We start from the raw sequence: 19,735 nt of genomic DNA, 5'->3' as shown, positions 1-19,735 counted from the left end.
TTTCGTGCATCGTTGGCAACTTGCGAGATTTTGTCGGCCGCTTCGCCAGTGCGGCCTACCGGCCTATTGCCTCGGCACCGCCAACGCCATATAGCCGGCGCAGGCCGGGTTCGCCAGACTTCCGGCTTGCTGCATACGTTTCACCCGCGGGAGCTATTCATGACACTCAAATCGGACATCGTCAATTTCCTGAAGCGCGACACCACCATTCCCCGGCTGAACTTCGCCTTCATGTCGTTCAAGGTGTACCCGAGCGCCTACCAGAACGATGTGGCTGACGCCATCGGCAGCGAGGCCATCAAGCTCGGCGGCGCCGTGAAGTCGGGTGCCGGCGCCAGCTACTACATGGGTTTTGACACGCTCGATCTCCGGCCCGGGTTCTCGATCTCGAACGCCAGCGACCAGGCCTATCTGGTGCATGAATGCACGCATGCCCACCTGGACATCCAGAACACCGGCATCCACTCGAGCCACGAGGACGAGGCCACGGCCTATATCGCCGAAGCCATGTACCTCGAAGCCCTGGGGAAGCCCCCGCTCGGCTCGCAAACCATACGCACCATCGCGCACGGCATCGCCAAGGGTCTGCTCGCGGGCGGCTACTCAGTGGCAGCGGCGGACGTGACGGCCTTGACCGCGGAAGTGGCGGCGAACCCAGCCTACAAGGCGCCCACCTACGACAGCAATGGGTTTCGGCGCAACCTCTTCAAGAACTGGATTCGGTGACGGCCTTCCACGGTCTCAAAGTGCCCTGTAATAGCAACTGACGGGTGCACAAGCCAGCTGCGCCGCCAGCGCATCCCAAGCCCCCGACGCCACCGCACCCGCAATATGCGCCTGATGATGGCTCTGCGATTCCCACGACTCGACCAGTGTGAACACGCAGGCGTTGTCGCTGCGCCCGAACAGCTGCACGCCCCGGCAGCCGTCCGCCGATGGCAGCGACTGCTTGACCTGGTGCATGAGCTCGGCGAAGGCGGAGGCGCCCTCGGGCTTGGCTTCGAAAGTGATGATGACGTTGATGGGGTCCATGGAAATTTCGCGTTGGCTTGAAAAAGAAAAGGGAAGCAGGCAGGTTAGCCAGCGACCCTCCCCGCGCCAAGGCGTGAAGCTGCGAAGAAATTGACCATGGCTGCGAAAGAAGAAGGCAGACGCGTCGGCATCAGCCCGACTGCACGCGCCGCACGTACTCCGCGGGCGTTGCCTCGAACCGCCTGCGAAACGCGCGGTTGAAATGAGCCGCACTCTCGAACCCCACCTTCGCAGCCGCATCGCCCGGGCGCAGCCCCGCTCCCAACATCAGCATGCGCGCCTCTTCCAAGCGCAAGTCTCGAATGCAGCGCATCGGCGTGACCCCGGCCACCTCGCGAAAACTGTGCGCGAAGTGCGAAGGGCTCATGTGGACATGGCCGGCGATCTCGGCCACCGACAGCGGCCGATCCAGATGGCGGCGCATGAAAGCGATGGCCGTTTGTATGCGTGCGCCGGCCTTGGTGACCGCGCCCGCGCTGCGGATGGCGGCCGCGGCCTCGGAGCGCAGCAGCCGCAGCACGATCTCTTCGACGACCAACGGCGCGAGCGTGCGGCGGTCCACCGGGTCGTCGGCCGCCAGCAGCAGGCGGGCGAAGGCCTCGACAACCTCCGGCCCTACCGGGGCCGTGAAGCTCTCGGTCACGCGGTCGGGCTCAGCTATCAGCGTGCCGCTTTCCGCCAAGGCGACAAAGGATTTGACCAGCACGTCGGGCGGCAGGTCGAGATGGATGGCGAGGTACGGCTCTTGGGCGCTCGCCCCAACGACCGTGCCGAGGCACGCGACCTCGGCCCCGAGCACCAGGCACTGCGTGGCGCCGTAGTCGAGCGAGCGACGGTCGCCGCCCAGGTGCGCCGTCTTGCGGCCCTGCAAGACCACCACCACGCCCGGCGTAAGGCGCTGGGTTTTCTCGTAGCGGATTGGACGAGAGAAGCGATAGCAGCGCAGCCCCGGATACAGCGCATCGGTGCGGCCGTCCGCAGGAGTTCGCGCCGCGACCATGTCGCGTAGACGAGCCCAGGCGGTGAGAACGGCGTCGTCGGGCATGTTGTTGGCAACGGGCGGGACTGGCATCGGCTTTGTAGCGGAGAAAAGAAGGCGGGACGCGCAGGGTAGCCGGTCGACGCGTGCCCTCTGGCGGCGCGAGCAACGGCCCGATCCGGCCGGCCTCTCGCCCGCTTGGGGCTGATACGACTTTTGCGCTTTCCATCTACCTCGATCAGCGGCGGAATTTCGGTATGCCGTGGCATCCTGAATGAAGGGAGGCCGCACCCGGCCGGCGCAGCTTTTTTGGCATGGCGTCGATGAGCCTCTTCTTCACCCCGCAAGGTTCGAGGAACTCCGATGCAGTTTGGGCGTGCGTTTGTCGGTTTTGTTGGAAGCTTGGCACTCGTGCTGGTCATGTCGAGTTGCGGCGGGGGTGGTGGAGGTGGCGGCGGCGCCATGCTGCCAATCGCCGCAGTGCCGGCCACTGCGCCACCGGCCGATGCACCGCCCGCACCTCCTGCGGCCGCGCCCCCCGCGCCCGCTGAACCCGCGCCTCCGGCTGAACAGCCGCCTCCCGCAACCAGCCGTGTCGTCACGGACACCATCACCTCCGCCAAGACGGGTGCCACCTATCCGATAGACATCTACCTGCCCGCCTCCTACGACGGCAGTTCAGCGAGTTACCCGGTCATCTATGCGATGGATGGCGATGCGATCTTCAATCCGCCCGGCACCCGCTTTGCCAACTTCAGGGACATCCTCGAGCAGCGCGGCACGCAAGCGATCCTGGTCGGCATTGGCGGCTCGGCGCGGCGCGAGCAGGACTACACCCTGCCCGGCGCTCGGCCGTACCACGACTTTTTGACGCTTGAACTGGTGCCGTTCATCGAAACAAGATACCGCGCCGATGTAAAAAAGCGTTTGCTGACTGGCCTCTCGCTGAGCGGGAGCATGGCGGGCATTGCGCTTTTTCTCGAAGGGGCGGCGGGCAACCTGACGTTCTCGCACTTCCTGTCGTTCGAAGGCGCGTTCTATTACCAGGAGGCCGAATACCAGAACCTCGAGCAGCAAATGCACGACGCGCTCGGTGGCAGGCCCTTGCCTGCAACGCTCGTCCTGACGCGCTGCGGCAACCCGCGCGAGTGCAACTTCACGCCTGTCGATGCGATGTACATGCGGCTGCTTGCGCGCGGATACGGGGGCTTGTCGGTGACGGAGATGACGTATCCGGCGACCCACACCCAAACCGACATTCCGTCGTTCACCGACGCCATCGCCAAGCTGTTGCCGTAGCTCTTTGCCGGCTTCGGTCAGAAGCGGTCGGGCAGCCCCATGGCCGGATCGCTCACCGAGTGCCGGCCGGTCTCGATGCGGCCCGCAAAGCGCCGGTAGAAAGACGCGTCGGCATCGCAGGTGACCACGAAGTCGTACCACTGCCCGCTGGCGTCCAGGCCCCAGCGCATGTGGGTGTCGCTGCCGCCCTTGACGCGCACGCTCCACGAGCCGTCGGGGTTGTTGCCGTACACGCCCTTGTCGTCGTTGGCCTGCGCGTAGTTGCTATTGTTGCCGTTGCGGTCCCTGCCGCCGGCCTGGTACGCATCGGGGCGCGGATAGGCCTTGTTCGACTGCACGGTGAAGCGGCAATCGCGCTGGCCGTCGTTGCGCATCTGCAAATAGATGTCGCCGCGGCGCGAGTCGTAGGCGACCCGGATTTCGGGCGCGGGCGCACCGCCGGCGCGCAGCCGGTTCAGGTCGCCCTTGAACTGGCGGTGAAAGCCGTTGGGGCCGAGCACCCACAGGTCGTACAGGCCCGCGTTGTCGGTCATGGCGCTCCAGTAGCCGTCGAGCTGCTTGCCAGGCTCAACCGCATAGCGGCGCGGCAGACGGTCCGCCAGGTTCAGCTTGTCGTAGACGTGGAACACGGCGGCAGCCCTGCCGCTGTTGGCAAACAGGAGCTGCACGCGGCCATTGAGCGAATCGCTGCGCGCGCTTGCGTGCAGTTCGTAAGGCAGCGCGCGCGAGGGGCGCACGCCGGTGGCCTGTGCCGGCAGGGCAGCGTCGGGCGACGGCACGATGCCCGGCAGCGCCTGCTGCGCGGCAGTGAGCGCATCGGCATCGGCCTTGGTCTTGCGCCCGGCCAGCGTGGGCAGCGGCTCGTCGTTGGGGCGCTCGAAGTTGAAGGCGGTGGCCAGGTCGCTGCAGACGGCGCGGCGGTACTTGCTGATCTGCGGCTCAGCCACGCCGAAGCACTTTTCCAGAAACATCAGCGTCGAGGTGTGGTCGCAGACTTGCGAGTTGACCCAGCCGCCGCGGCTCCACGGCGAGACCACCCACATCGGCACGCGCGGGCCGGGGCCGTAGGGCCGGCCGTCCACGGCGGGCTGCTTGGGCGTGGCCGGCGTGTAGTTGTGATATTCGACGGCCACGTCGGCCTCGGCCAGCGTGGTGGCGCCGGCCAGCGAGCCATCAGGGTTGCGCGACGGCACCGCGGGCGAAGGCAGGTGGTCGAAGAAGCCGTCGTTCTCGTCGAAGTTGATGAGCAGCACGGTCTTGCTCCAGACCTCGGGGTTGGAGGTCAGCGCGTCCAGCACTTCCTGCACGTACCAGCCGCCCTTGGCCGGGCTCGACGGTCCGGGGTGCTCGCTGTAGGCCGAAGGCGAAATGATCCACGACACCGCCGGCAAGGTGCCGCTGCGGATGTCTTCACGGAAGGTTTCGAGAAAGCCATACGGCATGGTGTTGCCGAAGCCCTTGGCCAGCGGGCTGAGCGGGTCGTCGATGGCCGCGTCGTAGAACGGGCCGGCGGCGGTCACCGGCTGCGTGATGTCGGTCGCCGGCACATACACGGGACGGCGCGCCGCCGGCATCTGCTCGACCGCGGTGCGCCAATGGCGAAAGCTCATCATCTCGTTGCAGCCGAAGTTGTCGATCAGGCTCTGGTAGACCTTCCATTTCACGCCGGCCTTCTCGAGCCGGTCGGCATAGGTGGTCCAGGTCCAGCCTTCGCTGGAGGCGCCGATGTCGTTGCCGGCGTTGAACTGGTTGTTCAGCACCGCGAGCTGCACCTTGCTGCCGTCGAGGGGGCTGATGCCGTTCGGCCCGTTGGTGCCGCTCCAGTAGAACAAGCGGTTGGCAATGGTGCCGGTGTGCATGCCGCAGTGGTAGTGGTCGCACAGCGTGAAGGCCTCGGCCAGCGCGCGCTGGAACGGCACTTCGGCGGTGTCGTAGTAGCCCATCGACAGCAGGTTCTTCACGTCGGGCCACTTGAACATGCGGCCATGGTCCCATGCGGCCTGCGAGTCCGACCAGCTGTGCGGCGTGCTGCCCGCGCGCTGCGCGTTGCCCTTGCTCTCGTCGAGTCGGTAGGGAACATAGGTGCTGGGCGGCGTGGTCTTGGTGTAGGTCTGGTGGAAGATGGTCTTGCCGTTGGGCGCCGGCACGGCAAAGCGATCGCCGTAGCCGCGCACGCCCTTGAAGGTGCCGAAGTAGCTGTCGAAGGAGCGGTTCTCCTGCATCAGCAGCACCACGTGCTTCACGTCCTTGATGGTGCCGGTCTCGTGGTGCGCCGGAATGGCCAGCGCGCGGCGAATGCTCGGGGGAAAGGTCGCCAGCGTGGCGGCGGCAATGCCGGTGCCGGTTGCGCTGTGAAGAAACTTGCGGCGTGTGGTCATGGCGGTGTCCGGTTTCTATAGACGGCCCCCAGCGTACGAAGCGGCTGTGACACCGCGATGTAGCGACGATGACGCCGTCACGGCCCGTCCGCGCCCTCGTACATCGCCTCCTGGTTCTTGCCCGCTCGCTTGGCCTCGTAGAGCGCCTTGTCGGCGGCTTCGATGAGATCGAGAAAGGAGCTGCCGCGCGAAGGAACCATCGATGCGCCGCCGACGCTCACGGTCAGGTATCCGGCCACCGAGGAACGGCTATGCACCAGCCCCATGCCCTCCACAGACATGCGAAGCCTCCTGGCCACGGCGAGAGCGCCCTCCTGGGGCGTGGTCCTCATGATGAGCGCGAACTCCTCGCCGCCGAAGCGGGCAACGAGATCGGACGATCGGCTGACGTTCAGCTGCAAGGTGTTCGCCACCTTCTTCAAGACCTCGTCGCCGGCCAGGTGGCCGTAGGTGTCGTTGTATTGCTTGAAGTCGTCGATGTCGATCATGAGTACTGAGAGCGCGCTCTGGTCGCGCAGCGCCCGGCTCCATTCCTCCTGGATGTATTCATCGAAACGGCGCCGGTTGCAGACCCCGGTGAGCCCGTCCGAATGAGTCATTCGCTGCAGCTCGATGTTCTTTTCCATCAACTGCCGCTGGCTTTCGCGGAGTGCGCGATAGGCTTCGTCGCGCTCCAGCTGGTTCAGGTAAGCCCTCGAGTGGTAGCGGATGCGCGCAATCAGCTCGACCTGGCTCGGCAGCTTGACGAGATAGTCGTTGGCGCCGGCAGCAAAGGCGTCGCCCTTGGCCGCCGGGTCTTCCTTGGTCGACAGCACCACGATCGGTATCTCCGCGGTGGCCGGATTGGCGCGGTACCGGCGAACCAGCGTCAACCCGTCGATGGTGGGCATGACCAGGTCCTGCAGGATCACCGTCGCCCGGACCTGCTCGGCCACCGCAAGCGCTTCGGCCGGATCGGAGCAGTAGTGGAAATCGATGTTCGGCTGATTCAGCAGCGCGCGCCGCACCGCCTCGCCCACCATCGCCTGGTCGTCCACCAGCAGCACCATGACCCGGTAGGTCTTGCCAGCGGGCGCGCTTGGCACGCCGCCCTCTTGCGATTCGGTTTCGATCATGGTGATCCCCCGGGTTCGATCTGGGTGGAAAGAACATTGCACAGTTGCGCCGCAATCGCCTCGATCGGCAGCACGTCGACCGCCGCATCCATCGCCACGGCGGCCTTGGGCATGCCATAGACGGCGCTGCTGGCCTGGTCCTGCGCGATGGTGTAGTGGCCCTTGTCGCGCAAGGCTTTCAGGCCATGCGCACCATCGCGCCCCATGCCGGTCAGCAGCACGCCGACGACCTCGCCGCGCCACAGCGTGCAGGCGCTGTGAAAGAACACGTCGACCGACGGGCGGTACACATAGCTTTGCGGGGCGCGCGTGTAGGCGAGCCGCTCGCGCGAGACCAGCCGCAGATGGTCATTGGTCGCCGCCAGCAGCACCCTGCCGGGAGATGGCCGATCGCCCTCCCGGGCCAGCTCGACGGGCAGCGCCGAATGCTGCGACAGCCAGTGCGCCATGCCGGCGGCAAACTGCTCGTCGACATGCTGGACGATGACGATAGCCACCGGAAAGTCGGCCGGCAGCCCGCGCAGCAACGTGGCCAGCGCCGCCGGCCCGCCCGCCGACGCGCCAATGGCAACCAGGCGTTCCGGCCGGCGCGCTCCAGGTTCCGTCGCGACTTCCGCGCCGCCGGTCGCAGTGGACGGGCGGCGGTCGCCGATCAGCCGGGCGATGATCTCGATCTTTGCCAGCACGGCCGCGGCGCCGGTCCGCGGGTCACCGTTGCCGATGGCCGGCGCATCGACCACATCGAGCGCCCCGTGGCCCATCGCCTCGAAGATGCGGGAGGTGTTGGCGCCCATGTCGGCGGTCACGAGCAGGATGGCGCACGGCGTCGCGGACATGATGCGGCGCGTGGCCTCCACGCCGTCCATTGCAGGCATCAGCAGGTCCATGAGGATGAGGTCCGGCCTCAATTCTGCGCAGCGCTGCACGGCCTCTGCGCCGTTCTCGGCCACCCAGACCACGTGGTGCTCAGGCCGCAGCGCCAGCACGCGCCGAAGAGCCTCCACCGCCATCGGCAGGTCATTGACGATGGCGATCTTCATGCGACGGCCTCGCCGATGAGGTCGACCACCGCCTGGAGCAGCGTCTCGTCGTGAAAGCTGCCCTTGGTCAGGTAATGGTCGGCGCCGGCCTCCAGCCCGCGGCGGTGATCTTCGGCGCGGTCCTTGTACGACATGATCATGACTGGCAGGGCTTTCAGGTTGGGGTTCTTCTTGACCAGGCCCACCAGTTCGATGCCGTCCATGCGCGGCATGTCGACGTCGGTCACCAGCAGGTCGAAGTGGCCGGTGCGCACGGCGTTCCAGCCGTCCATGCCGTCGACGGCCACCTCGACCTCGTAACCGTGCTGCGCGAGCAGCTTGCGTTCGAGCTCGCGCACCGTCAGCGAGTCGTCGACCACCAGCACGCGCTTGCGCCTTCTTCCATCGACCGCGGCATGGCCCGGCTGGGCCTGGCTCAGATGGCCGGATGCGATGAGCTTCTGCACCGAGCGGATCATGTCCTCGACGTCGATGATGAGCACCGGCGAGCCGTCTTCCATCAACGCACCGGCGCTGATGTCCTTGATCTTGCCCAGGCGCGGATCGAGTGCGTGCACCACGAGCTCGCGCTCACCGAGAAAGCGGTCCACCACCACGCCATAGGTTTCGGCGTGGTCGCCGATGACGACCACCGCCAGGTCGCCGCCGGCGGCCTGGGGCTCCTCCGTCTGCAGGATCTGGTGTGCGGTCACGAGTCCGATGCGCCGTCCGTCGACCTCGATGTGCTGCCGACCTTCGAGCATTTCGACCTGCCCGGGCGCGACCTTCGAGGCGCGGACGATGCGGGCCAGCGGAAAGGCATAGGGCTCGCCGCCGACGTCCGCAAGCAAGGTGCGCACGACCGAGAGCGTGAGCGGCAATTGCAGCTGGAACCGCGTGCCCTTCCCGGCCTCTGTCGACACGCGCACGCTGCCGCGCACCTGCTTCACCATGTCCTGCACGGCATCCAGCCCGACGCCGCGGCCCGACATATCGGTGACGCGATTGCTGAGCGTGAAGCCGGGCAGGAACAGGAACTCCAACAGTTCGGCCTCCGACAGCTCGGCCGCAAGCTCGGCCTTGGTGTGATTGCGTTCGACCACGGCGCGGCGCATGGCGTCGAGCGAAATGCCCCGCCCGTCGTCGGAGACGGAGATCTCCAGCGCACCGGCGCTGTGGCGCGCTTCGAGCCGGACGATGCCTTCCGCGGGCTTGCCCGCGGCACGGCGCTGCTCCGGCGATTCGATGCCGTGGTCAATCGCATTGCGCAGCAGGTGGCCGAGCGGTGCATCCAGCCGCTCGAGCACGTCGCGGTCCACCGGCGTTGCGGCACCGACGATCTCGAGCCGGACCTGCTTGCCGAGCGAGCGGCCGAGGTCGCGCAGCATGCGTGGCATGGACGCCGTCGGCGAAGGGCCGCATGCGGCAGGCCACCGCCTCGTCGTACAGCCGGCGCGACAGGTCGGCCGAGCGCCGCTCGAATGTCTCCACGTCGGCGAGCCCCTCTGCCAGCAACTGCTCGCACTCGACGACGCGCCGCTTGATCTCGTCCAGTGCAATCCGGGTGCGCTCTTCCGGAGATGCCGTCGGCGCGGCGGCGTGGTCGTGAAGCGCGTCGAGCCTTTGCACCGCCTCGTGCTGCAGCCGCTTGAGCCGCAGCAAGGAGTCTGCGAAGGGCCGAAGCCAGCGCGCCGCCACCAGCGATTCGCCGGCCAGGCCGAGCAGCCGGTTAAGGTTGTCGGCGCTGACGCGCACCACGCGGTCCTGGGCGGCGCTTTCGGCCATGGCGGCAGGCGCCCTCAGGAGCGCCTCTTCGGATGCCGGCGCCGCCGCGTCCGGCGCCGGATCGCTCATGCCGTCGTCCTGCATTGCGCTTTCCAGCGCCAGGGCGAATGCCTTCACCTGCGGCGAGTCGAGCGGCTCCATCTCCGAGGAATGGGCAAAGCGCGCGAGCAGGTCCACGCCGCCGAGCAGCAGGTCGATGTGGTCCTGGCGCAATCGCAGCCTGCCCTCCTGCGCAGCCACGAAGCAGTCTTCCATGGCGTGGGCCACGCCGACCGCGGCGGCGATGTCGACGATGCGCGCGGCGCCCTTGAGCGAATGGGCTGCGCGCATGCAGGCCTCCAGCTGATCGGCCGCCTCCGGGTCCCGCTCCAGTGCGAGCAGCCCCGCTGTCAGCAGGGGCGCCTGGTTCTCGACCTCGACGCGGAACAGCTCCAGCATCGACAGTTCGCTGAGATCCTTGGCGGTCACGCCAGGCTCCGGTGAAGTGTGTAGAACAGCAATTGCTCGTCGAGCAGGCCGACCGAATGCTCGTGCCACGCGAGGATCGCCTTCGAGTAAGGGGCGGTGGCGCGGGCGACGGTGGCCGGCACCTCCTTCAGCGTGCCGGGATCGAAGCGCGCGATGCCATGCATCTCGTCGACTGCGAAGCCGAGCCGCTGGCCGTCGACGCCAATCACCACCAGGCGCCGCAACGCCTCGCGCTGCCGTGCGTGCCCCGCCTCAGTGGCGCGCGCCAGGCCCAGCATGCTGCCGAGCAGCACGCAGACCAGCAGTTCGCCGCGCACGTTGGCCACGCCCTGCACGATGCCTCCGCGCCGCCCGGGCAGCGAATGGATCGGAGGCAGGGCCGCAACTTCCAGCAAGACCTGCGTCGGCAGCGCCAGCCATTCGGTCCCGATGCGAAAGACGATCGCCGAGTCCACGTTGGCCTGACCGGCCTTGGGCGCCTGCGCCATGTGGCGCGTGCACTCGGCAAGGTAGTCGGGCGGCGCCTCCCGGTCCAGCAGGGCCAGTGCGGCAGCGCCATGGACGGGACACCGGTTGCAGTGCACGTGCTGCTTGAGTTGTGGGCAGGTGCCGTCGCCCTGCACGCCGATGCGATTCCAGCAATCGTCGATGGCGGCATGCCCGTAGCCTTCGGCAAGCATCGGTGCGGCATTCATCGATCAGGCCCCGCCGCCCTGGTGCAGCCGGCTCGCGCGCCGCTGCAGGCGCTGCGCACCGGCCTCGTCGCCGCGCTTGCGCAGCAGCAGCGCGAGATGGATCAGCGCCTCGTGATGGTCGGGCTCCAGGTAAAGCGCCTTGCGGTACTGGTGGGCCGCATCTTCCGCGTTGCCGCTCGCGTCGCGCACCAGGCCGAGCAGGTGAAACACCTCGGCCGAAGGACCGTGTTGGCGCAGGTGCGCCTCGCAATGTGCCGCAGCTTCGGCCAGGTGCCCCTGGTCGGCAAGGCGCCGCGCGTTATCGATGCCGGTCGGCGCCTCGGCCGGCGCCGCTAGCCGGGGCCTCGCGGCAGGCGTGGGAACGAGTCGGGGCCGGGCGGCGGATGGAAATGGGGCCGCGGCCACTGGCTTCGGCCTGCGCACGGGTGTGTCAGGCGCATGCACCGCGCGCAGCATCTTCGTGTCGCCGACAGCCGGCGGCCCTTTGTGGAAGGCGAACGCGAGCGGAAGCCTCGCGGAGATGAAGCCGTGGTCCGACAGCAAGGCCGTTTCCGACGGACCGACGAACAGCCAGCCGCGCGGCTTGAGCAGCCGATTCAACACCGCGATGGCGCGATCCTGCGTGGCGCGATCGAAGTAGATCAGCACGTTGCGGCAAAAGATGACGTCGTAGAGTTCCGCCTCGACCATGAGGCCCTCCAGCAGGTTGCCATGCCGGAATCGCACCGGCCGGCGCACCTCGTCCACAGGACTATGGCCGCCGGCGGTTTCGACGAAGTAGCGATCCCGGAACGCCAGGTCGCTGCCGCGAAACGAGTTGCGGCCGTACACGGCACGCTGTGCCCGCACCAGCGCGCGGGTGCTGATGTCGACGGCGTCGATACGCAAGGCGCTTTCCGGAAAACCGGCATCCAGCAGCGCCATGGCCATCGAGTAAGGCTCTTCTCCCGTCGCGCACGGCACGCTCAGCAGACGTAGATCCATCAGCCCCTGCTTGGCGCGCCCGCCTTCGCCAACCAGGCGTGCCAGCGCCGCGAAGGACGCAGGATCGCGGAAGAACCAGGTTTCCGGAACGACCACGGCCTCGATGAGTTCCTGCAACTCGGGCGCCGAACTGCCGAGCCGCTCCCAATAGGCTTGTGCATCCGGCAGCTGGCAGGCGGCCAGGCGCTCCTGTACCGCGCGCCGGACGACGGCCGAGCCGATCGAGGCGGCGTCCAGGCCCATTGCCTGCTTCAGCAGCTGCTCGAACGGAGCGACGTCCATCACGCTGGCATCGCCTCGTTTTTGAACAGCAGCGCCTGCAGCGCCGGCGGCAGCAGGTGCTGCACCTCGATGCGCTGGATCAACCCTCGCGCGTCGGCTGTGACCGGGCCCAGGTAGGACGCCGCATCGATGCTGACACCCGCCGGAACGAAGTCGCCTTCATCGCGCCGCAGCGTTTCGGTCGCGCGTTCGGCCAGGAGGCCCAGCAGGTGGGGCCCGTGGGTCGGATCAGGAAAATTCACGAGCACGATGCGCGTGCTCAGGCGGGTTGCCGAGGGGCGGCCGAGCGCCAGTTGGCCGAGGTCGATCACCGGGGCCGGGCTCCCGCGGTAGTGGCACAGGCCGGCCACCGCGGGGGGCGCGTGGGGGATTTCTTTCACGCCGAGCCGCGGCAGCACGGCGACGACCTGGCCCGCGTCGAGCGCGTAGCGTTCAGTGCCGAGTTGAAAAAGGAGGAACAGCATCTGGCCGGCCCTCGCTTGCCTCACGCCTCCGCCAGTTTGAAGCGCGAGACTCCGCTGCGCAGACCGCCGGCGGCCAGGTGCAGGCCGTCGATCGCCTGGCCGGACTGGCGCAGCGAATCGACGGTCTGCTGGGCGGCTTCGCTCAACTGCGTGAGCGCCTGGCTGATCTGCTCGGCACCCGTGGCCTGCGCCTGCACGCCCTCGCTGACCGCCACGAAACGCGGCGCCAGCGCCTGCACCTGCGCGATGATTTGCGACAGCTGCGTGCCGACCTGCTGCACCTCCTGCATGCCGCGGCGCACCTCCTCCGAAAACTTGTCCATGCCCATGACGCCGGCCGACACGGCCGACTGGATCTCCTTGACCATCTGCTCGATGTCGTAGGTGGCCACGGCCGTCTGGTCGGCGAGCCGGCGGATCTCGGTTGCGACCACGCCAAAGCCGCGCCCGAATTCGCCGGCCTTCTCGGCCTCGATGGCCGCATTGAGCGACAGCAGGTTGGTCTGGTCCGCCACCTTGGTGATGGTGGTGACGACCTGGTTGATGTTGCCGGCCTTTTCGCTCAGCACGGCAAGCTTCGCGTTGATCGACCCGACGGCTTCCATCACCTTGTGCATGGTCTCGCCCATGCGCAAAAGGCCTTCCTGCCCACCGCCCGCCAGCGTGGCGGTTTCCTCGGCCACCTCCGACACCTCGCTCATGGTCCGCACCAGCTCGCGCGAGGTGGCGGAAATCTCCCGCGACGTGGCGCCGATCTCGGTGGTGGTGGCGGCGATCTCGCTGGCGGTGGCTTGCTGCTCCTTGGACGTGGCGGCAATCTCGGTCGCGGAGGTGTTGACCTGGATGCCGGACTTCTGCACCTGGCCGAACAGCACCGTCAGCTGCTCCGTCATGCGATTGAACCCCTGCGCCAGCGTGCCGAACTCGTCGCGCCGCTCCAGGTCCAGGCGCTGGGTGAAGTCGCCGGTGCTGATCGCATCGGCGGCCGTGAGCAAGCGGCCCAGCGGCCGGGTGATCGACTGCAGCAGCGCGTAGCCGAGCGCCAGCGCGAGCAGAAGGGCAGCGGCAAGACTGATCACGATGGACACTGTGGCAGTCGTCACCGCCCCCATGATCTGCCGGGCGGCCTCCTCGCCATTCGAGGTGTTGAAGTCGGCAACGGCCTGAAGGGCGGTACGGATTTTTGCGAACTGCGGATCGAGCTGGTTGTGCAGCAACGCGCGAGCCTCGGGGGTCTTGTTTTCCGTGCTCAACCGCAGAACGTCTTCCTGCACACGCAGATAGGGCGCGCGAAGGTTCAGGAATGCGTCGAAGTTCTCCCGGTCCTTGGCCGTGAAGATGGTGGCTTCGTAGCTGCGGGACAGCTTCTCGATATTGGCCCGGCTGGCCTGCAGCTGCGCGTCGACACTGCGCATCTCGGCATCCTCGGTTTCGAGAACGTGCTTCTGCGTGAGCGCGAAATTGTCGAGCCACGCGGCTTTCAGCTGGCCGCTGACCGCCATCCCCGGCACGGCATCCTTCTGGATGACGGTCGCGTCCTCCGCCACGCGCGCGAGGCAGGCATGGGCAACAGCGCCCATGACGATCATCAGTGCCAGCACGGCCGCGAAGCTGGCAAGAATGCGCTGTCGTATGGTCCAGGTGTTCATCAGGTTCGTGGCGTGGCGACTCGTCGCGCTCGGCAACTCCGGAAGATGGGAACTGGGCGCGACAGTGGGCGCAGGCCAAGCCGTTGTCAAGCTGGGGTTTTAGGCAGCAGTCTTTATGCTTCCTGTCCAGCCAGCTGCCGCCCCGGCGGCACTGCACCACGGTGTGAACATACGCTCAGCCGGCCCGGCACCACCGGCCGGACTCCGGGCACACGCTGGCCTGCTCGCCGTTCACCCACACCTGCTCTTCATTCAACTGCACCGACTTTGGCGCGTCGACATCGAAGGCGATCTGAAGCGCGCGCGCCACGTGGGTGTCTTCGATGGGAAGCTCCCAGGTCAGGAACACCTGGCTGCAGTCCTGTTCGGGCCCGAAGTCGTCTGCACGAAACTCGCTGCTGCCACGCCGGACCACGGCATGAGGCTGGCCCGTGTCGAAGACGAGCACCGTGCCCCGCGCAAGAGCAATCCGCTGGCCGGTGCAGGGAAAGTGCACGTCCAGCCCTTTGTCCTCGCTCAAGAAGAGATTGCAGAAGGCCGCAGCGCCATATTGCGCGCCGTCGTGGTGGTACCGCGCGCCACGGCAGGCCATGAGGGCGACGTCGCTGGAGGCAAGCACCTCGCCGAGGCCGAGCGTGCGCGTCCAATCGGCCACCGCCTGCACGCAGCGCTTGTAGTCCGGCCAGCGCGCACGCGCCCGGGCCAAGGGCAATGCCTCGACGTCTCCGGGTTCCAGGCGCAGGTGCGACGAGATCTCGCGTTCCCAGTCGGCCGCCAGCCTTGCGGGCGGTGCGGGCACGTCGACCGTTCCCGACAGCACCACGTCGCTCACGCTTCGGCTGCGCATGGCATCGCCGCTCCGGAAACAGGAGACGAGGCGATCCCGCACGACTTGCTGCAGTGGAGTGGAAGGGCTCATTGCGGCGAGTGTAGTAAGCCAAGCCGGCGCCGCCCCGGTGCCTGCAACTGTAGGTGCGCACTGTCACGCCGTACCGCCCGCCCCCTTCATGCCGACAAGCGCATTGGCGCTGTCGTCCACAGGACAGTGGGTACAACTTTGGTTCTCCCTTCAACGTGATAAGGAGACATTCAATGGTTGATCTCAAAGACTCCCGCAAGACCAGTGACAAGGAAGACTCGCATCCCGCCGCGACGGGTGCCGGAGCCGTGATCGGCGGCACGGTCGGTGGTGTGGCGGGTGGTGCCGCCGCAGGCGCGGCCGTTGGCGGCATGACCGGCCCCGTGGGCGCTGCCGTAGGCGCAGCGGTTGGCGCAGCAGCCGGGGCGCTGGCCGGCCGGCGCATGGCAAAGATCGACCCCGACGTCGAGGATGCCTACTGGCGCGACAACTACGCCGGACGCTCCTACGTGACGGGCGGATCGAGCTACGACGACTATGCACCGGCGTACCGCTATGGCGTCGATGCCTATTCGCGCTACCCGAATCGCAGGTTCGAGGACGTCGAGCCCGAATTGAGCCGCGATTGGGGCACGGCCCGTGGGCGCTCTTCGCTGGAGTGGGAGCGCGCCAAGCACGCAACGCGCGACGCATGGCAGCGCGTGAGCGACACCGTGGAACGCGCCGTACCCGGAGACTCCGACCGCGACGGACTCTGAGCCGCGAGGGTGCAGGAGGGGAAGAAAAAAACGGCCCGAAAGGGCCGTTTCTTCAGGGCTCGTGCCGGCTTACCGGGAATGCCATTCGTCCAGCCAGGCTTCGACGCGGCTCTTGATGCGCCGCAGGGCCTCGGCGCGTTCATTGTCGAGGCTGGCCAGCGTGAGATAGCACATGTCCACGCCGCGCAACCGGAGCAGCCCGGTGCCGATGAAGTCGCCCGCCACGTCGCGGTGCATGCGAAGTTCGAACGCCCAGCCCGCCGGTAGCCTCGGGTTGCATTCCAGACTCAGGTCTGTGTCCAATTCAGGCCCTTTCGCCGTCCAGTGGGACGGCGACGCCAGCATACGGCCTGGAGGCCGGAATCCGCCCCAAGACCTTTCTGTCAACGACTTTGTTGCTTGCCAGCAGCTCTCCCGGCGCCGACACAGGCAGCCAGGACTTCCCGCCCTCAGTCGATGCTGATGTTCGCGGCCTTTGCCACTTCGGCCCACTTCACGCGGTTGTCGTGCACGGTCTTCTTGAACTGCGCGGGCGACTCGATGCGCACGGTGTTGCCCTGGCTTTCGAAGCGCTCGCGGATCTCGGGCTGCTCGAGCACCGTCTTCACGGCGGCGTTGAGCTTTTCGACAATGTGCGCATCGGTGCCCTTGGGGGCGAAGATGCCGAACCAGATCGAGCTGTCGAAACCCTTGGTGCCCGCGAGGCCGCTCGAGGCAATGGTGGGCACCTCTTTCACGGCGGCCACCGGCGTGGCGGTAGTCACGCCCAGGAGGCGCACCTTGCCGGCCTTGTAGTGCGGCAGCACCGTCTGTACCTGGTTCATGATGCAGCAGGTCTCGCCGCGCACCACCGACGTGATGGCCTCGGGGCCGCCCTTGTAGGGCACGTGCACCATGCTCAATCCGAGGCGCGAATTGAATTCGGCAAAGGCCATGTGCGTGCCCGCGCCGTTGCCTGTAGACGCATAGTTGTACTTGCCGGGGTTGGCCTTGACGAGATCGACGAACTCCTTCAATGTCCGCGCGTTGATCACGTCCGGGTTGATGGTGAGAACGTTAGAAACGTCGAGTACCGGCGCCACCGGCACGAAGTCGGCTTCCACGTCGAACGGCAGCTTCTTGTAGAGCGCGGCGTTGCTGCCGTGCGTGGCAGCGGTGCCAAACGAGAGCGTGTAGCCGTCGGGCTTGGCATGCGCAACGTACTCGCTGGCAATGTTGCCGGCGGCACCCGACTTGTAGTCGATGATGACCGGCTTTCCGAGCTGCCTGGACAACGGCTCCTGAATGGCGCGGGCCACCACGTCGACGCCCGAACCGGCCGGAAAACCCATGATCAGCGTGACCGGCTGCTGCGGCCAATCGGCCTGTGCAAAGGCGCTGGACGACAAGGCTGCGCACAGGGCGGCGCCGGCCGCGAGCAGGTTGTGCTTGAAGGAATGCGAAAAGGGAGAATGGGTCATGACTGTCTTTCCTCGATGCGGGCGTTGCAGCCCGGGATTGTGGCGCGCGGTTCATGCCCGATCGGGAATGAGCTTATGCGCAGCGCAGACGCATCGCATCACCTCTCCATAATCGCCGCATGGTCCGCCCCACCCAACAACTACACCCCGCACGCGAGCCCGTGCCCGTGCGCGCGGCAGCCACCGTGCTGCTGCTGCGCGATTCCGAAGCCGGCATCGAAGTGCTGATGACGCGTCGCTCCGACACTGCAAGCTTTGCGCCAGGCGCCTATGTATTTCCCGGCGGCCACATCGATGAAGCCGACGAGACCGCCAAGCGCATCGCCGCCCATCGCCCCACCCAAAGCGGCATCCAGCTGACGCAGGCCATCACGGCCATTCGCGAAGGCTTCGAGGAGCTTGGCGTGCTGCTGGCGCGCCATGCCGACGGCAGCCCCGTGCGCATGGAGGACATCGCATTGATGGACCGCAGCACCACGTCGCCCATCTCGTTCGCCCTGCAATGCGAAGAGCGCCAACTGATGCTCGCGGCCGACCAGGTGTTCAGCCTGGCGCACTGGATCACCGACCGCGACCTGCCCAAGCGCTTCGACGTGCCTTTTCTGGTGGCGCGCATGCCCGAGGGCCAGGCGCCCACGGCCGACGAGAGCGAGCAGTTCGAGCCCTGCTGGGTGCGGCCGGCCGACGCGTTGGCGCGCCACGCGGCGGGCAGCTTCTTCATGATCTTTCCGACCGTGCGCACGCTGCAGCGGCTGGCGGCCTATGCCAACGTCGATGCGGTGCTGCAAGCCTGCGCGCCGAGGGACGGCGTCGAGAAACCGCTGTGGACCAGCTGCCCGCGCGCCGGGCTGCTGCGCGGGCAAGAAGCGCGCTACATGGAAAGCGATTCGCCCTTTGGGGAGCTCGCACTGGTGTGCCCCGATGGCCAGATGCTTCACGCTCTCGACTGGCAAAGCGAGCGCCCGGTGCCGCTGCTCGGAAACGTGCAACGCCTCACGGCGCCCAACCCCGGCGCCATGACCGGGCCGGGCACCAACAGTTACATCGTGGGCGACGCGACCACGGGCTACCTCGTGATCGACCCGGGCCCGAACGACGCCGAGCACATCGGCCGGCTCTGGCGCGCAACGCAGGGCGACGTCCGCATGATCGTGTGCACCCATTCGCACGCCGACCATTCGCCCGGCGCCGCGCCGCTGCAGGCGCTGTGCAAGGAGACGAAGCCGCCGATCCTTGGACTGTCCTCGGCGCCCACGGCGCGCTCGTCGGCCCGCTTTGCGGCCGAGCGCGAACTGCAGGGCGGCGAGCGCCTGGTGCTCTCGGGCACCACGGCCGAAGGCAAGGGCATCACCCATACGCTGCGCGCCATCCACACGCCGGGCCACGCCGCCAACCACCTGTGCCTGGCGCTGGAGGAAGACGGGCTGCTGTTCTCGGGCGACCACATCCTGAACGGCAGCACCACGGTGATCGATCCGCCCGACGGCGACATGAACGCCTACCTCGATTCGCTGGACAAACTCGACGCGGCCTGCGAAGCGGGCGGCATCGAATTCATCCTCCCCGCCCACGGCTACGTGATCGGCAGCGCCCGCGCCGCCATCGCCCAGCTGAAAGCGCATCGCCTGAAACGCGAAGCCAAGATTGCATCCGCCATGAAGAAACTCCCCGACGGCACGCCCGAAGACTGGCTGGCCCTTGCCTACGACGACGTGCCCCAGCGCATGTGGCCGGTGGCGGCCCGCTCGCTGGCGGCGCACGTCGCGCGCATTCGGCAACTGGCTTCCATCCCATGAACGGCCCTAACGAAGAAGGCATTCGACTTGCCAAGCGCGTGGCCGCCCTCGCCGGCTGCTCGCGGCGCGAGGCCGAACTGCTCATCGAGAACGGCGCGGTGCGCGTCGACGGCGTGCCGGCGCTGCTGCCGCAGTCGCGCGTGCAAGACCATCAGAAGGTCGAGATCGAACCCGGCGCCAAACCCGAGCCGGTGCTGCCCGTCACCCTGCTGCTGCACAAGCCGGCCGGCATGCCGACCGAAACCGCGCACCGGCTGCTGGTGGCCGCCAACCATCACGAGCCCGAACGCGCGGGCATGCGCTTCTTGCCGGCGCACGCCAAGGGCCAGAACTGCATGACGCCTCTGGAAACCGGCGCCAGCGGACTCGTCGTTTACACGCAAGACTGGCGCATCGAGCGCAAGCTGCATGAAGACGCGGGCGTTATCGAACACGAAGTCATGGTCGACGTGGCGGGCACGGTCAGCCCCGAGCAGATGGTGCGCTTCGAGCGCTCACCCGCGCGCGTGAGCATCGGCCGCCAGGCCGACGACCAGACCGGCCTGCGCTTTGCGCTCAAGGGTGCGCGGCCCGGGCAGATCGCGCACCTGTGCGACGAAGCGGGCCTGCGCATCCTCGCGATGCGGCGCATCCGCATCGGCCGTGTGCCGCTGGCGGGGCTGGAGCCCGGGCAGTGGCGCTATCTATCGCCGCACGAACGCTTCTGACAAGAG

At 67.3% G+C, this 19,735-nt stretch carries 17 protein-coding genes and 1 pseudogene; 5 read left to right on the top strand and 13 right to left on the bottom strand.

Features of this window, described 5'->3' with window-relative positions; translation table 11 throughout:
* Positions 1-159 precede the first annotated feature (159 nt).
* A complete protein-coding gene (locus BLR24_RS24140; RefSeq protein WP_093021827.1) occupies positions 160-726 on the top strand; it encodes a hypothetical protein in 567 nt (188 codons plus the stop codon).
* 15 nt (positions 727-741) lie between these two features.
* Here BLR24_RS24140 and BLR24_RS24135 read toward each other — a convergent pair whose 3' ends face one another.
* Complete coding sequence (locus tag BLR24_RS24135; protein ID WP_093021824.1) at positions 742-1,032, bottom strand: putative quinol monooxygenase; 291 nt, start codon at positions 1,030-1,032, stop codon at positions 742-744.
* 130 nt (positions 1,033-1,162) lie between these two features.
* On the bottom strand, positions 1,163-2,104 hold the full coding sequence (locus BLR24_RS24130) for an AraC family transcriptional regulator (RefSeq protein WP_093021821.1): 942 nt from the start codon (positions 2,102-2,104) through the stop codon (positions 1,163-1,165).
* 318 nt (positions 2,105-2,422) lie between these two features.
* Between BLR24_RS24130 and BLR24_RS24125 the strand changes: the two genes are divergently transcribed.
* Positions 2,423-3,310 (top strand): alpha/beta hydrolase, encoded by an 888-nt coding sequence (locus tag BLR24_RS24125; protein WP_254787550.1) that lies wholly within the window; start codon positions 2,423-2,425, stop codon positions 3,308-3,310.
* Positions 3,311-3,327: 17 nt separating this feature from the next.
* Here the strand turns inward: BLR24_RS24125 and BLR24_RS24120 are convergent, their stop codons facing one another.
* The 9 genes and pseudogenes from BLR24_RS24120 to BLR24_RS24080 all read right to left on the bottom strand — a co-directional run bounded on the left by BLR24_RS24120 (position 3,328) and on the right by BLR24_RS24080 (position 15,068).
* Entirely contained in the window at positions 3,328-5,688 is a 2,361-nt protein-coding gene (locus BLR24_RS24120; protein ID WP_093021815.1) for a phosphocholine-specific phospholipase C, read from the bottom strand.
* 77 nt (positions 5,689-5,765) lie between these two features.
* Positions 5,766-6,737, bottom strand: coding sequence for a diguanylate cyclase (locus BLR24_RS24115; RefSeq protein ID WP_093022016.1), 972 nt, complete (start codon positions 6,735-6,737; stop codon positions 5,766-5,768).
* 62 nt (positions 6,738-6,799) lie between these two features.
* Positions 6,800-7,843, bottom strand: coding sequence for a chemotaxis response regulator protein-glutamate methylesterase (locus BLR24_RS24110; protein ID WP_093021812.1), 1,044 nt, complete (start codon positions 7,841-7,843; stop codon positions 6,800-6,802).
* A pseudogene (locus BLR24_RS24105) lies at positions 7,840-10,075 on the bottom strand (hybrid sensor histidine kinase/response regulator). Before BLR24_RS24105 ends, BLR24_RS24110 begins: the two are co-directional and overlap by 4 nt.
* Entirely contained in the window at positions 10,072-10,770 is a 699-nt protein-coding gene (locus BLR24_RS24100) for a chemotaxis protein CheW (RefSeq protein ID WP_093021809.1), read from the bottom strand. The pseudogene BLR24_RS24105 and the gene BLR24_RS24100 overlap by 4 nt, the downstream one beginning before the upstream one ends.
* Before the next feature lie 3 nt (positions 10,771-10,773).
* On the bottom strand, positions 10,774-12,036 hold the full coding sequence (locus BLR24_RS24095; protein WP_093021806.1) for a CheR family methyltransferase: 1,263 nt from the start codon (positions 12,034-12,036) through the stop codon (positions 10,774-10,776).
* Positions 12,036-12,500, bottom strand: a complete 465-nt coding sequence (locus BLR24_RS24090) for a chemotaxis protein CheW (protein ID WP_093022012.1) — start codon at positions 12,498-12,500, stop codon at positions 12,036-12,038. The genes BLR24_RS24095 and BLR24_RS24090 overlap by 1 nt, the downstream gene beginning before the upstream one ends.
* A gap of 20 nt (positions 12,501-12,520) precedes the next feature.
* Positions 12,521-14,149, bottom strand: coding sequence for a methyl-accepting chemotaxis protein (locus BLR24_RS24085; RefSeq protein WP_093022010.1), 1,629 nt, complete (start codon positions 14,147-14,149; stop codon positions 12,521-12,523).
* A gap of 175 nt (positions 14,150-14,324) precedes the next feature.
* Positions 14,325-15,068 carry a hypothetical protein gene (locus tag BLR24_RS24080; RefSeq protein ID WP_093021802.1) on the bottom strand — a complete coding sequence of 248 codons (744 nt, stop codon included), beginning with the start codon at positions 15,066-15,068 and terminating at the stop codon, positions 14,325-14,327.
* A 173-nt stretch (positions 15,069-15,241) separates the two neighbouring features.
* Between BLR24_RS24080 and BLR24_RS24075 the strand changes: the two genes are divergently transcribed.
* The gene (locus BLR24_RS24075) at positions 15,242-15,766 is read left to right on the top strand and encodes a glycine zipper domain-containing protein (protein ID WP_093021799.1); all 525 of its coding nucleotides are present in this window, start codon (positions 15,242-15,244) and stop codon (positions 15,764-15,766) included.
* 69 nt (positions 15,767-15,835) lie between these two features.
* Here BLR24_RS24075 and BLR24_RS30795 read toward each other — a convergent pair whose 3' ends face one another.
* Entirely contained in the window at positions 15,836-16,069 is a 234-nt protein-coding gene (locus BLR24_RS30795) for a hypothetical protein (protein WP_217636339.1), read from the bottom strand.
* A gap of 146 nt (positions 16,070-16,215) precedes the next feature.
* Positions 16,216-17,226, bottom strand: a complete 1,011-nt coding sequence (locus BLR24_RS24070; RefSeq protein WP_175543338.1) for a Bug family tripartite tricarboxylate transporter substrate binding protein — start codon at positions 17,224-17,226, stop codon at positions 16,216-16,218.
* Between the two features lie 119 nt (positions 17,227-17,345).
* Between BLR24_RS24070 and BLR24_RS24065 the strand changes: the two genes are divergently transcribed.
* Both BLR24_RS24065 and BLR24_RS24060 read left to right on the top strand, forming a co-directional pair.
* A complete protein-coding gene (locus BLR24_RS24065; RefSeq protein ID WP_093021796.1) occupies positions 17,346-19,022 on the top strand; it encodes an MBL fold metallo-hydrolase in 1,677 nt (558 codons plus the stop codon).
* Positions 19,019-19,729, top strand: coding sequence for an RNA pseudouridine synthase (locus BLR24_RS24060; protein WP_093021793.1), 711 nt, complete (start codon positions 19,019-19,021; stop codon positions 19,727-19,729). The genes BLR24_RS24065 and BLR24_RS24060 overlap by 4 nt, the downstream gene beginning before the upstream one ends.
* The last annotated feature ends 6 nt before the right edge of the window (positions 19,730-19,735 follow it).

The organism is Variovorax sp. OV700 (genome assembly GCF_900099805.1).
Lineage (GTDB): Bacteria > Pseudomonadota > Gammaproteobacteria > Burkholderiales > Burkholderiaceae_C > Variovorax.
This window is presented reverse-complemented; position numbering and strand designations above follow the sequence as displayed.